Origin of the sequence: Sphaerisporangium sp. NPDC005289 (assembly GCF_040607455.1) — a bacterium.
Lineage (GTDB): Bacteria > Actinomycetota > Actinomycetes > Streptosporangiales > Streptosporangiaceae > Sphaerisporangium > Sphaerisporangium rhizosphaerae.
The window spans coordinates 491,787-504,338 of record NZ_JBEXGS010000003.1; the positions used below are offsets into that span (position 1 = coordinate 491,787).

Sequence of the window (12,552 nt, forward strand, 5' to 3'; positions counted from 1 at the left end):
CTCAGCAGGTGTTGACGCCGTTGTTGTATCCCTTGGCGAAGGACTGCTGGCGCTCGGCCGGGGTGCCGTGCGCGTCCTCACGCCACCAGGCGTCGGTCGGGTCGCCGGCGGCCGCCAGGTTGGCGAGCAGCTCCTCGTCGTCGCCGCTCTCGGCCTCCAGCTGCCCGGCGTCGATCAAGCCTTTGAGCGCGCCACCGGCGTAGCAGTCGGCCTGCAGCTCGCGGTTGATGTTGAGGCTGAAGTCGCTCATGAGCTGGGCCTGCACGGCGTGGCCGAGCTCGTGCGGAATGATCACGTACACGGCCCCGTCGCCCTTCTCCTCGTACAGGGAACGCATCCACTGCGCGTCATAGGCGACGAAGTGCCCGACCGGGCAGTAGAAGGCGTTCTCGGGCACCGCCGGCTGGCCGCCGCAGTCGGGACCGTCCTGGCCGGAGTACGCCTCGAATTTGCTCAGCGGGCGGTAGGTGCGCCCGGCGGCCTGGAAGGTCTGCTGCCAATAGCGCTCGGTGAGGGTGCGCGCGAGCTCGACGTCCTCCTCGAACGTCTGGCCGAGCGCGGACGGGCTCGCGGACCCGGAGGCGGGGCCCGTGGCGGGGTCGGGCGCGGAGTGCCGGTCTTTCGGCGACGCCACGAGGGAGCAGCTCGCCGTCAGCACGGCCGCGAGCACGAGCGTCGAAAGTGCGCGAGGGGTCACACGCCCATCCTGGCCGACCGGCCCCCGCGCCGCGAACGGTTCCCCGTCGCGGGACGGGCGGCCACCCGGCCACCCGGCCACGCAGCCACACGGCCATACGGCCATACGGCCACACGGCCACACGGCCACACGGCCACACGGCCACGCGGGCGGGTCAGACCAGGCGGCGGGCGGTGGCCCAGCGAGACAGCTCGTGCCGGTTGGACAGCTGGAGCTTGCGCAGCACCGAGGAGACGTGGGTCTCGACCGTCTTCACCGAGATGAACAGCTCTTTGGCGATCTCCTTGTAGGCGTACCCGCGCGCGATGAGCCGCAGCACCTCGCGCTCGCGCGTGGTCAGCGAGTCCAGCTCGGGATCGATGGAGGGCGCCTCGGTGGAGGCGAAGGCGTCCAGGACGAACCCGGCCAGACGCGGCGAGAACACCGCGTCGCCCTCCGACACCCGGACGATCGCGTCGGTCAGCTCGCGGCCGCTGATGGTCTTGGTGACGTATCCGCGGGCCCCGCCGCGGATGACGCCGATGACGTCCTCGGCGGCGTCGGAGACCGACAGCGCCAGGAAGCGGACCGGCGCCCCCGAGCCGAGGACCCGGCGCAGGACCTCCTGGCCGCCGCCCCCGGGCATGTGCACGTCGAGCAGGACGACGTCGGGCTTGAGCGACTCGATGGCGGCGACCGCGGACTCGACGTCCTCGGCCTCGCCGATCACCTCGATCTGGGGGCCGAGCTCGGCGCGCACCCCCGACCGGAAGAGCCGGTGATCGTCAACGATCAGAACCTTGACCATATTCACGGCATTCACGGCTTCCTCACCCTTCGGGGCAGGTGGCGGATCACGACTGCTCCCGTTTCATCGTCAACATCACCTCGGTGCCCTCGCCCGGCTCGGTCTTGACCCGGGCGCCGCCGCCGTGGCGTTCCATCCGGCCGATGATCGACTGGCGGATGCCCATGCGGTCGTCGGGCACGTCGTCCATATTGAAACCCTTGCCGCGGTCCCTGACGAACACGGTGACCTCGCCGGGCTCGACCTCGGTGTACACGGAGATCACCGACGCCTCGGAGTACTTGGCGGCGTTCACCATCGCCTGCCGCACGGCCTGGAGCATCGCGCGCAGCCCGTTGTCCAGGTCGCAGTCGCCGACGCAGACGATCTCGATGGGCACGCCGTGCTCGTCCTCGATCTCGGCCGCCACGCGGCGCACGGCGGCGGCCATGGTGGCGTCGGCGTCGGCCTTGGGCTGGTACAGCCAGTTGCGCAGCTCGCGCTCCTGCGAGCGGGCCAGGCGGGTCACCTCGAACGGGTCGCCCGCGTTGCGCTGGATGAGCGTCAGCGTGTGCAGCACCGAGTCGTGGACGTGCGCGGCCATCTCGGCGCGCTCCTCCTGCCGGATGCGCTCGCGGCGCTCCTTCTGCAGTTCCTTCCACAGCGCGGTCAGCCAGGGGGCCGCGATGAGCGCGATGCCGCCCACCACGACGGCGGTGAAGACCAGGCCGGGACGCGCCTCGGCGAGCTTGCCCTGGGCGGCCAGGAAGCCGATCGCGCCGCTGACCACCAGCAGCAGCCCGATGCCGGTGCGGATCCACGAGCGGCGCACCTGGCGGACCGCGTCGGTCATCCAGCGCTGGCGGCGGCCGGGCTCGGCCTGCTGGAACAAGATGAGCGTGCCGATGCCGCCCACCGCGATCGACCAGGTGCCGACGCCGCCGGTGGAGGCGCCGGTGAGCCAGCCGAAGGCCGTCAGCGCCATGCCCAGCACGGCGTAGGCGGCGATCTGGCCCCAGTCGCGGCTGGGCGCTTCTCCTTCGTGGGGCTCGTGCGGGGTGAACATCCAAAGCGCGGCGTACGCCAGGACGCCGAGCCCGTCCAGGACGCTGAGCAGCACGAAGGCGAGCCTCAGCACGACCGGGTCGAGCTTCAACTGGGCGGCGGCACCCTGGGCGACGCCCGCGACGAGCCGGCCGCGGAGCGGACGGACCAGGCGGGGGTAGGCCTCGGGAATGGTGGGGGTCTCAGACATCTCTCGAGCATCGTCACACGTGAAGGGAAGGAACGCATCAGGGCGCTCCCTGACTCCTGCCCTGAGTGCTCCGGGACGAGTCAGGGGTCTCCCCGATGGTGGGCGACGCGGGCGCGCGGCCACGATGGAGCCATGAACGACGCACGCGGTCCCGATACGACGATGGAGCCAGGTAGCTTCGCACCTGTGAACGAGGAGCGCGTACTCCAGCGTAGCGACGAGGGACGCATGCTCACGGGCGTGTGCGCCGGCCTGGGCCGCTACACCGGCATGGACCCGGTGATCTTCCGCGTGGGCTTCGCCGCGCTGGTCATCGGCTCCGGCATCGGCATCATGCTGTACGTCGCGGCGTTCCTGCTGATGAGGAGCACGAACGGCGGGCCGGGGTACGTCGAGCAGTGGAGCCGCAGGGTCTTCGACACCGAGACGGTGATGGCGCTGCTCGCGGCGATCTTCGCGCTCGGCCTGATCATCAACCTGGCGGCCGGCGGCATCAGCACCGCCACCGTCGTGGTCGGCACCCTGCTGGCCATCACCCTGCTCGCGGCGCACGCCCGCGGGGTCGACCTGCTGGCGATGGCGCGCAGCCTGCCCGAGCGGGTCAGGGGCAAGAAGGGCACCCGGCCGGCGCCCGACAGCTGGCTCGGCCACCCGTTCGGCGGCCCCCCGCCCTTCCCGCCCACCCCGTTCGCCGGCGGCCCCGGCGCGGCGGCCCCGCCCGCCGGCGACCCGTACGCTCAGCGCACCGCCGCCACCGGCGACCCGTACGACCCGTACGGCGCGTCCGCGCGCGACCCGTACGGTCCGCCGACCGATGACCGGTATGCCTCATACGCTCCGCCGGCTCCGGGGGCGCCGCCCGCTCCGCCCGCTCCGGGTGCGGCGCGCGCCGCGTCCGCCATGCCCGCGGACACCTCGCTCTCCGGCGCCTCTCCCGGCGAGACGCTTCCCACGGACGGCCGTTCGGACGCGTCCCCGGCCGAGACGCTCCCCGCGGACGGGTCCTCCGGAACGCGGCTCGGCGAAACCCTTCCCGCGGACGGCTCCGGGCCGCGGCTCAGCGAGACCCTTCCCGCGGGTGGGTCCGCCGACGTGACGCGGGTCCAGGCGTCGCCGGCGGACGCCCCTCCCCCGGCCTCCGCCGCGTTCACCCCTCCGGCCTCCGGCGCGCCCGCGGACTCCGGTCCCGCACCGGCCCCTGACGCGCACGGCCCGTACCGGCGCCTCGCCGATCTGGCCGAGGAGGCGCGCGCCGCCTCCGGTTCCCCGGCCGGCCACGAATCGGCCCGGTACGGCTCCTCCACCGGCCGATCGGCCCGGTACGGCTCCCCGGCGGGCTCGGCCGGCTCCCGCTATGGGGACCGGCGGCCCACGGGCGGCGGGTTCGACAGCTCGGGTGAGCCGTTCGCGCCGCGCGGCCCCTACCGCCCGTACGACTCGCAGCGCCAGTACGAGCCGCCCGCCTGGGTCTACGGCAACACGCCGCCCGCCCGCACGGCGCGGCGCGACCGGCCGAAGTCGTTCATCGGCGCGGTCACCGTGTTCATCGCCTTCATGGTCGGAGGGATCATGGTTGCCACGCAGTCATCCTCCAGTTCGCTCAACGCGCCGGTCATCGGCGGCGCGGTGCTCATCACCATCGGCGCCGGGCTGCTGGTCGCGACCTGGTTCGGCCGGGGAGCGGGCCTGGTGGCGACCGGAACGATCGTCGCTTTCCTCCTCGTGGCCGGATCGACCGTGAACGGGATCCCGAAGAAGATCGGCAGCTACACCTGGGAGCCGGTCGACAGCTCGCAGGCCGTGCGCACCTACTCGGTGGGCATCGGCGACGGGACGCTCGACCTGCGGGACACCAAGTTCCCGCCCGGCTCGAGCACCCGCTTCGACGCCTCGGTGTCCGTCGGCGAGCTCAAGGTCATCGTGCCCCGCACCGCGCGCGTGAAGGTCTTCGGCTACACCCGGCTCGGCGACGTCAAGATCGAGCACGTGGTGCAGGGCGGCGCCGACGTCCACCATGACAAGGTGATCGAGCCGGACGTCACCTCCGCGGGGACGGTGCCGGTCATCGAACTGCACGTCAAGGCCGGCATCGGAGATGTGGAGGTCAGCCGTGCGGCATAGGACCGACTGGTTGTCACTGCTCGCGGGGCTGCTGTTCGTCGGCGTCGGCATCCGCTTCGTGATCGCGCCCGTGCCCGACGTGATGGTCATGGCGCCCATCGTCATCTTCGGCCTCGGCCTGGCGGGCTTCGTCGGCGTCCTCAGCAAGGCCTTCCGCAAGCGCTGACGCCGGGTCCCCCCTCACCTCGCTACCTAACGGATTGAATCGAGTTTATCCGTTAGGTAGGCTCTGCCCCGTCCTCTAACGGATGCATCTGTTTTTACCGTTGACAAGGATGGGCGAAGGGAGAGGGCGCATGACCTTCCAGATCGGGCATGTGGGGCTCAACGTGACGGACCTCGAGCGCAGCAAGCGGTTCTACCTGCGCCTCCTCGGTTTCGAACTGCTCAAGGAGTCGACCGAGGGCGACCGGCGGTACGCCTCCCTGGGCCGCGACGGCCGGACGGCGCTGACGCTCTGGCAGCAGAGCGAGGGCCGCTTCCCGACCACCTCGCCGGGCCTGCACCACCTGGCCTTCCAGGTGCCCGACATGGACGCGGTGCGCCGGGCGGAGGCCACCCTCAAGGAGATCGGCGTGCGGTTCGCCTACGACGGGCCCGTCCCGCACGGCGAGGGAAGGCCGTCCGGCGGCGTGTTCTTCGAAGACCCCGACGGCATCCGCGTGGAGATCTCCTCCCCCACCGGCGCCGAGGACCTCAAAGCCCCGGTCGCCGACGCTCCCACCTGCGGATTCTTCTAATGGAGCACCCGGGGGAGCTGCTGCTCCAGCGCCGGGCCGGCGTGACCAGGCCCCTGGGGTCGGCCCGGGCGCGTCCGGAGATCCCCGACGTGGCGGCCGCCTTCCTCCGCGACCAGCGCATGCTCGTGATCGCGACCCCGGACGACCAGGGACGGGTCTGGGCGAGCGCGCTCACCGGGCCCGAGGGATTCGCCGACGCGCCGGACGAGCGGCACCTCCTCATCGGCGCGCTGCCCACCGGGCCCCTGGCCGGGCTGTTCGACGAGGCCGGACAGGACGGGCGCGACATCGGCGTCATCGCCATCGAGCCCGCCACGCGCCGCCGCATGCGCGTGAACGGCCGAGCCCGGCGCGAAGGAGACCACCTGGTCGTCCGTACCGAGCAGGTGTACTCCAACTGCCCCAAGTACATCCAGCGCCGCGAGCCCGCCTTCGGCCCGGCGCGGCCGTCCGAGCCGTCCGGGGTATCCGAGCCCTCCGAGCCGGTCGAGCGATCCGAGCCGTCCGGGGTGACCGAGCCGTACGAGCCGTCGAGGCCGTCCGGGGTGACCGGGCCGCCCGCTCCGTCCGGGCCGTCCCGCCTGCTCGGTGCCGGCCGGGCGCTCACGGCCGCGCAGCGCCGGTGGATCGGCACGGCCGACACCTTCTTCATCGCCACCCACGTCGACGGGCTGGGCTCCGACGCCTCCCACCGGGGCGGCGCGCCCGGGTTCGTCCGCGTGCTGGACGAGCGGCGGCTGGCATGGCGGGAGTACCCGGGCAACTTCATGTTCATGACGCTCGGGAACCTGCGGCTCAACCCTGCCTGCGGCCTGCTGTTCCCCGACTGGGAGAGTGGAGGAGGGCTCCGGATCACCGGCCGGGCCACGCCCGGCGGCGGCGAGGCCGGAGAGATCGCCTTCGAGGTGGAGGAGGTCGTGGAGATGGCGGGGGAGGTGCCCGCGCCGTGGCGGTTCGTCGAGGCCTCTCCGTTCAACCCTCCGCTCCCCGTCCGGCACGAGGAAGGACCGTCGCGATGAAACCTCCTGTACCGCCCTTCGACGAGGAGAGCGCGCGCATCAAGGTTCAGGCCGCGGAGGACGCGTGGAACACCCGTGACCCGCGGAAGGTGGCCCTCGCCTACACCGAGGACTCGGTCTGGCGCAACCGGTCGGAGTTCGTGACCGGCCGGGAGGAGATCGTAGAATTCCTCACCCGGAAGTGGTCCGGCGAACTGGACTACGCCCTGCGCAAGGAACTGTGGGCATTCACCGGCGACCGCATCGCCGTGCGGTTCCAGTACGAGTGCCGCGACGCCGCCGGCCAGTGGTGGCGTTCCTACGGCAACGAGCTGTGGGAGTTCGACGCCGAGGGCCTGATGCGCCGCCGCGAGGCGAGCATCAACGATCTGCCGATCGGCGAGGAGGAGCGCCGTATCTTCGGCCCCCGTCCCGCGGAGGAGCACGGCCGCCCGTTCCCCCTCGCCTGACCGTCGCGACCGCCGGGAGCGGTGTTTCGACGCCCGAGGGGTTGACCGGCCACATCAGGGGCGTACGTTCGCATTTGTCGGTTCTCACTCCATCCACTCCTCTCACCGTTAGTGCGCTCGCCACCCACCGCCTCCCCCGCAGGGGGGCGCCTCCGGCCGCCGGCCGGGGACGGCACCTCCCGCGAGGTCCGGCGATGTTCGCACAGGTCGGCGCACGGCAATAGTTCAAGCAGCCAGCGCGCTTGGAGGACCAATGACCCGTATCAACCTCACCGTCGACGGCGTCAAGTACGAGGAGGATGTCGAGCCACGCCTGCTCCTGGTCCACCTCCTTCGCGACCGGCTGGGGAAGACCGGGACACCGATCGGCTGCGACACCGGCAACTGCGGCGCCTGCACCGTCATGCTCGACGGCAGGAGCGCCAAGAGCTGCTCGGTGCTCGCCGTCCAGTCCGACGGATGCGACGTGCTGACCGTCGAGGGCCTGGCCGAGGGCGAGCGGTGGCACCCCATGCAGCGGGCCTTCCACGAGGAGCACGCCCTCCAGTGCGGCTACTGCACACCCGGCATGATCATGGCGGCCATCGACCTGCTGAAGGACGACCCCGACCCCTCCGACGAGGCCATCCGCGACGGCCTGGAGGGCAACCTGTGCCGCTGCACCGGCTACTGCAACATCGTCCGCGCCGTACGGCGGGGCGCGCAGAGCATGAGCGACCAGGAAGCGGTGAGCGGCAGATGACCGAGGAGCTCGACGCCGGCCTCGTCGCCCAGAAGATCGCCGAAAGCGACATGCTCGGCGAGCCCGCCCCCGACCGGCACGAGGTGGGCGCCGCCCGCAGGCGCAAGGAGGACGCGCGGCTGGTCACCGGCCGCACCCAGTGGACCGACAACATCCAGCTCCCCGGCATGCTGCACGTGGCGTTCCTGCGCAGCCCGATGGCGCACGCGCGCATCACCGGCGTCGACACCTCGGCCGCGCGGAGCATGCCCGGGGTGATCGCCGCCTTCAGCGGGCGCGACTTCGCGGGCGAGCAGGGCACCCTGCCGTGCGCCTGGCCGGTCACCGAGGACATCGTCATCCCCGACCACCCGCCGATGGCCGTGGACGAGGTGCGGTACGCGGGCGAGGCGGTCGCCTGCGTCGTCGCCACCGACCGGTACAAGGCCAGCGACGCGCTGGAGGCCATCGAGATCGACTACGAGCCGCTGCCCCCGGTGCTGGACATGACCGAGGCGCTCAAGGACGGCGGCCCCAAGGTCCACGAGGCCGGCAACCGCGCCTACACCTGGAAGTACGCCGAGGGCGACATCGACGCGGCCTTCCGCGACGCGCCCGTGGTGATCGAGCGGACCTTCGTCCAGCAGCGGCTCATCCCGACGGCCATGGAACCGCGGGCCGTCGTCGCCCAGACCGACGGCGACCACTTCACCCTCCACTCGGCCACCCAGATCCCGCACATCCTGCGCATCATGCTGGCCCAGGTCACCGGCATCCCCGAGCACAAGCTCCGCGTGGTCGCGCCGGACGTGGGCGGCGGCTTCGGCTCCAAGCTGCAGGTCACCGCCGAGGAGGTCCTGCTCCTGCTGCTCACCAGGCGCCTCGGCAAGCCGGTCAAGTGGACCGAGTCGCGCTCGGAGGGCAACCTGACCGTGCACCACGGCCGCGACCAGCTCCAGCGGGTCTCCCTCGCCGCCGACGCCGACGGGCGGCTGCGCGGCATGCGGGTGGACCTGCTGGCCGACATGGGCGCGTACCTGATGCTGGTCACGCCGGGAATCCCGATCCTCGGCGCGTTCATGTACAACGGCATCTACAAGATGGACGCCTACGACTTCACCTGCACGGGCGTGTTCACCACCAAGATGCCGACCGACGCCTACCGCGGCGCGGGCCGGCCGGAGGCGACGTTCGCCGTCGAACGGCTCATGGACGAGCTGGCCGCCGAACTGTCCCTCGACCCGATCGAGGTGCGGCGACGCAACTGGATCACCCACGAGGAGTTCCCGTACACCACGGTCGCCGGGCTCACCTACGACTCCGGGAACTACGAGGCGGCCACCGACAGGGCGCTCGCCCTGTTCGGCTACGACAAGCTGCGAGCCGAACAGGTCGACCGGCGCGACCGCGGCGACCCGGTCCAGCTCGGCATCGGCGTCTCCACCTTCACCGAGATGTGCGGCCTGGCCCCGAGCCGGGTCCTCGGCTCGCTGAGCTACGGCGCCGGCGGGTGGGAACACGCCTCCGTCCGCATGCTGCCGACCGGCAGGGTGGAGGTCGTCACGGGCGCCAGCCCGCACGGGCAGGGACACGAGACGGCCTGGAGCCAGATCGTCGCCGACGCGCTCGGCGTGCCGTTCGAGGACGTCTCGGTCCTGCACGGGGACACGGCGATCTCGCACAAGGGCATGGACACCTACGGCTCGCGCTCGCTGGCCGTCGGCGGCGTCGCCGTCGTCCAGGCGTGCGAGAAGGTCAAGGAGAAGGCCCGGCACATCGCCGCCCACCTGCTGGAGGCCTCCGCCGACGACGTCGAGTTCGACGGCGGGAGGTTCAAGGTGCGCGGCACCGACGCGGGCAAGACCATCCAGGAGATCGCGCTGGCGGCCTTCGCCGCGCACGACCTGCCTGACGGGGTCGAGCCCAGCCTGGACTCCGACGCGACGTTCGACCCGGAGAACTTCTCCTTCCCGCACGGGACGCACCTGTGCGCCATCGAGGTCGACACCGAGACCGGCGCCACGAAGATCCGGTCGTACGTCGCGGTGGACGACGTGGGCAAGGTCGTGAACCCGCTGATCGTCGAGGGACAGGTGCACGGCGGCCTCGCCCAGGGCATCGCGCAGGCGCTGTTCGAGGAGGCCGTCTACGACGCCGAGGGGAACCTGCTCACCACGACCATGGCCGACTACCTGGTGCCGTCGGCGGCCGACCTGCCCGACTTCATCACCGAACGCACCGAGACGCCGGCCACGAGCAACCCGCTCGGCGTCAAGGGCGTCGGCGAGGCGGGAACGATCGCCTCGACGCCGGCCGTGGTGAACGCGATCGTCGACGCGCTCCGCCCGTACGGCGTGAACGACGTCCCCATGCCCTGCACCCCCGAACGAGTCTGGCGCGCCCTCCAGGGAGGCACCTCATGATTCCAGCGCCGTTCGACTACGTCCGTCCCTCCTCGCTCGACGAGGCCGTCTCGGTGCTCGCCGACGCCGGAGAGGACGCCAAGGTGCTGTCCGGCGGGCAGTCGCTGCTGCCGCTGCTCCGGCTCCGGCTGGCCTATCCGAGCGTGCTGGTCGACGTCGGACGCCTCGCCGAACTGCACGGCGTCCGCGACGAGGACGGCCACGTGCTGATCGGCGCCACGACCACCCATGACGAGGTGGTCCGCTCGCCCATCGTCAACGCCGAATGCCCGCTGCTGGCACTCGCCGCCGCCACCGTCGCCGACCCGGCGGTGCGTCACCGCGGCACGTTCGGCGGCTCGCTCGCCCACGGGGACCCGGCCGGCGACCTGCCCGCGGTGGCCCTGGCCCTGGACATGGAGTTCCTGATCCACTCCGCGTCCGGCGAGCGGGTGGTGGCGGCCCGCGACTTCTTCCTCGACTACCTGGAGACGGCTCTTGAGCCCGGCGACATCCTGGCCGCGGTGCGGGTGCCCAAGCTGGGCGAGGGCTGGGGCTTCCACTACGAGAAGTTCCACCGCACCGCCCAGTCGTGGGCCATCGTCGGCGTCGCGGCGGCCGTGCGCGTCTCCGGCGGCACGGGCGGCGAGCCCCGCCGGGTCGAGGAGGCCAGGATCGGCCTGACCAACATGGGCCCGACCCCGGTCCGCGCCACCGCCGTCGAGACGGCCGTCCCGGGCCTCGAACTGAACGGCTCCTCCTACGGTCCCACAGCGAACGGCAACGGCTCCAACCGAACCAACGGCTCCGGCCGGCCCGGCGCCTACGGTGCTGACGGCGCCCACGCCGGCGACGCCCTCCGCCAGGCCGCCTCGGCGGCGGCCGACGGCACCTCACCGCCCACCGACCTCCACGCCACCCCCGACTACCGCAGGCACCTGGCCGGCGTCCTCACCCACAGAGCCCTCCTGACAGCCGCCGCCACCGTCTGACCTCGGCACCACGGGCGCCGCATCCCACCCCCACGATGCGGCGCCCTGGGCCGCCTCAGCCCCCCTCACGGACGTCCTCCATCTCTTCGGGGAGCAGCGTTGACGAAGCGGGGAACCACCAGGAGACCAGACGCGGAAGAGCGGTCAGGAAGGCAGACGCTGAAGGACGACCATCAGGCGAACAGGTCGTCGATGGCATCGGCGGTGGCCGCACGCTGGATCCATACATCGAGCCGGGCCGCCTCCGTACAACCGAGGATGCGTCCCCGGGCCTCCTCGGAGACCGCGACCCCCCGCGTACCGAGCAGAATCAGGACCGCCTCGGCCTTCCCTTCGGCCCGGCCCTCGATCTTCCCTTCGGCCCGGCCCTCGGCTTTCCCCTCCGCACGGCCCTCAGCCCTACCCTCAGCCCGACCTTCGGCGACGTATTGCCGCGCGAAGTCGCTTTGGTACTCGTAAGTCCCGGTAGCCATTAATTCCTCCATATGTTTGCGAGCCACCTCGGGGAGCATCATCAGGACGAAATCAGCGTACAGCCGTGCCTGATCCGCGTCGATGGTGGCCAAGGCCGCGAACAACGCATCCATGATCGGCTGCGCTTCGATGTCACCCCCGTGGGCGACCGCCGACAACACCGCCAGCTCCGGTGCGCGAACCGCCTCGGACGGATCGGTCACCACCGGAACGGTCGCCGGACCGGCGACCATGGGGGTGAGCCGCCAGCCGGGATGGCCCATGTCGATCGGTGCCGCGCACCACTGCGCGATCGGGGCTTCGGTGCACACCACCAGGAGAATCGCCGGGCAGCGCGCCCGAGCCCGCACCGACGCCAGGTACACCGGCCAGCTCCACCGCTTGTGCGGATCACGGCCACGCTGGACCTCCACCACCACCGCCAGCACCGGCGACGCACCTGACGAGAGCACCACGACGGCGTCCGCCTGGTACTCCACCGGCGGGCACTCGGTGAGGTCACCCGACTCAATTCTTACCTCGCTGTATTCCGGCATTTCCATACCGAATCCATCGCCCAGCAGCTCGGCTACCAATGCCGGACGATTTCGGAAAAGCAGGATCAGCGCCTCGTGTTCTTGAGAAGGCACGGCAGCGACATTACATCCCCACCAAAGCCTGACCAAAACTTTGCATCAATACTGGACATAACCCGCTCGACCAATATCCCGAATAGCATTTATCGCGTTATCGAGGGCAGCAAAGCAGGCGCCACGGGGTGACCATCTCCGTCAACGCCGCCCTCGCCGTCCTCGGAACCCTGCTTTCCTGGTCGGCCGCCTGAGCCCGAAGGCGCGTTCGCGCACTGTCTGTCCTGCCCTCCCGACCTCGTCATCACCATGTCGCGCATGGCCGCGGCCTGGACGATCACGAGATG

General features: G+C 71.3%; 12 protein-coding genes. 8 read left to right on the forward strand and 4 right to left on the reverse strand.

Features of this window, described 5'->3' with window-relative positions; translation table 11 throughout:
• Position 1 precedes the first annotated feature (1 nt).
• The 3 genes from ABZT47_RS07795 to ABZT47_RS07805 all read right to left on the reverse strand — a co-directional run bounded on the left by ABZT47_RS07795 (position 2) and on the right by ABZT47_RS07805 (position 2,718).
• On the reverse strand, positions 2-697 hold the full coding sequence (locus ABZT47_RS07795) for a neutral zinc metallopeptidase (RefSeq protein ID WP_354837403.1): 696 nt from the start codon (positions 695-697) through the stop codon (positions 2-4).
• A gap of 154 nt (positions 698-851) precedes the next feature.
• The gene (locus ABZT47_RS07800; RefSeq protein ID WP_354837616.1) at positions 852-1,484 is read right to left on the reverse strand and encodes a response regulator transcription factor; all 633 of its coding nucleotides are present in this window, start codon (positions 1,482-1,484) and stop codon (positions 852-854) included.
• Between the two features lie 46 nt (positions 1,485-1,530).
• On the reverse strand, positions 1,531-2,718 hold the full coding sequence (locus tag ABZT47_RS07805; protein ID WP_354837405.1) for a PspC domain-containing protein: 1,188 nt from the start codon (positions 2,716-2,718) through the stop codon (positions 1,531-1,533).
• Between the two features lie 186 nt (positions 2,719-2,904).
• On the opposite strand from ABZT47_RS07805, the gene ABZT47_RS07810 reads away from it, so the two are divergent.
• The 8 genes from ABZT47_RS07810 to ABZT47_RS07845 all read left to right on the forward strand — a co-directional run bounded on the left by ABZT47_RS07810 (position 2,905) and on the right by ABZT47_RS07845 (position 11,162).
• On the forward strand, positions 2,905-4,839 hold the full coding sequence (locus tag ABZT47_RS07810; protein ID WP_354837407.1) for a PspC domain-containing protein: 1,935 nt from the start codon (positions 2,905-2,907) through the stop codon (positions 4,837-4,839).
• Complete coding sequence (locus tag ABZT47_RS07815) at positions 4,829-5,005, forward strand: hypothetical protein (RefSeq protein WP_354837409.1); 177 nt, start codon at positions 4,829-4,831, stop codon at positions 5,003-5,005. Before ABZT47_RS07810 ends, ABZT47_RS07815 begins: the two co-directional genes overlap by 11 nt.
• A gap of 130 nt (positions 5,006-5,135) precedes the next feature.
• Entirely contained in the window at positions 5,136-5,579 is a 444-nt protein-coding gene (locus ABZT47_RS07820) for a VOC family protein (protein ID WP_354837411.1), read from the forward strand.
• Positions 5,579-6,598, forward strand: a complete 1,020-nt coding sequence (locus ABZT47_RS07825; RefSeq protein WP_354837413.1) for a pyridoxamine 5'-phosphate oxidase family protein — start codon at positions 5,579-5,581, stop codon at positions 6,596-6,598. Before ABZT47_RS07820 ends, ABZT47_RS07825 begins: the two co-directional genes overlap by 1 nt.
• Complete coding sequence (locus tag ABZT47_RS07830; RefSeq protein ID WP_354837415.1) at positions 6,595-7,047, forward strand: nuclear transport factor 2 family protein; 453 nt, start codon at positions 6,595-6,597, stop codon at positions 7,045-7,047. The genes ABZT47_RS07825 and ABZT47_RS07830 overlap by 4 nt, the downstream gene beginning before the upstream one ends.
• Before the next feature lie 253 nt (positions 7,048-7,300).
• Positions 7,301-7,789, forward strand: a complete 489-nt coding sequence (locus tag ABZT47_RS07835; protein ID WP_354837417.1) for a (2Fe-2S)-binding protein — start codon at positions 7,301-7,303, stop codon at positions 7,787-7,789.
• Between the two features lie 50 nt (positions 7,790-7,839).
• Positions 7,840-10,191, forward strand: coding sequence for a xanthine dehydrogenase family protein molybdopterin-binding subunit (locus tag ABZT47_RS07840; RefSeq protein WP_354837618.1), 2,352 nt, complete (start codon positions 7,840-7,842; stop codon positions 10,189-10,191).
• Complete coding sequence (locus ABZT47_RS07845; RefSeq protein WP_354837418.1) at positions 10,188-11,162, forward strand: xanthine dehydrogenase family protein subunit M; 975 nt, start codon at positions 10,188-10,190, stop codon at positions 11,160-11,162. Before ABZT47_RS07840 ends, ABZT47_RS07845 begins: the two co-directional genes overlap by 4 nt.
• A gap of 173 nt (positions 11,163-11,335) precedes the next feature.
• On the opposite strand, the gene ABZT47_RS07850 is transcribed toward ABZT47_RS07845, so the two are convergent.
• A complete protein-coding gene (locus ABZT47_RS07850; RefSeq protein ID WP_354837420.1) occupies positions 11,336-12,265 on the reverse strand; it encodes a hypothetical protein in 930 nt (309 codons plus the stop codon).
• Between the last annotated feature and the right edge of the window lie 287 nt (positions 12,266-12,552).

Bases quoted from the DNA above. Each gene is read 5' to 3' on its own strand.
- ABZT47_RS07800 (WP_354837616.1), bottom strand. From the start codon at position 1,484: ATGGTCAAGGTTCTGATCGTTGACGATCACCGGCTCTTCCGGTCGGGG.
- ABZT47_RS07805 (WP_354837405.1), bottom strand. From the start codon at position 2,718: ATGTCTGAGACCCCCACCATTCCCGAGGCCTACCCCCGCCTGGTCCGT.
- ABZT47_RS07820 (WP_354837411.1), top strand. From the start codon at position 5,136: ATGACCTTCCAGATCGGGCATGTGGGGCTCAACGTGACGGACCTCGAG.
- ABZT47_RS07825 (WP_354837413.1), top strand. From the start codon at position 5,579: ATGGAGCACCCGGGGGAGCTGCTGCTCCAGCGCCGGGCCGGCGTGACC.
- ABZT47_RS07830 (WP_354837415.1), top strand. From the start codon at position 6,595: ATGAAACCTCCTGTACCGCCCTTCGACGAGGAGAGCGCGCGCATCAAG.
- ABZT47_RS07835 (WP_354837417.1), top strand. From the start codon at position 7,301: ATGACCCGTATCAACCTCACCGTCGACGGCGTCAAGTACGAGGAGGAT.
- ABZT47_RS07840 (WP_354837618.1), top strand. From the start codon at position 7,840: ATGCTCGGCGAGCCCGCCCCCGACCGGCACGAGGTGGGCGCCGCCCGC.
- ABZT47_RS07845 (WP_354837418.1), top strand. From the start codon at position 10,188: ATGATTCCAGCGCCGTTCGACTACGTCCGTCCCTCCTCGCTCGACGAG.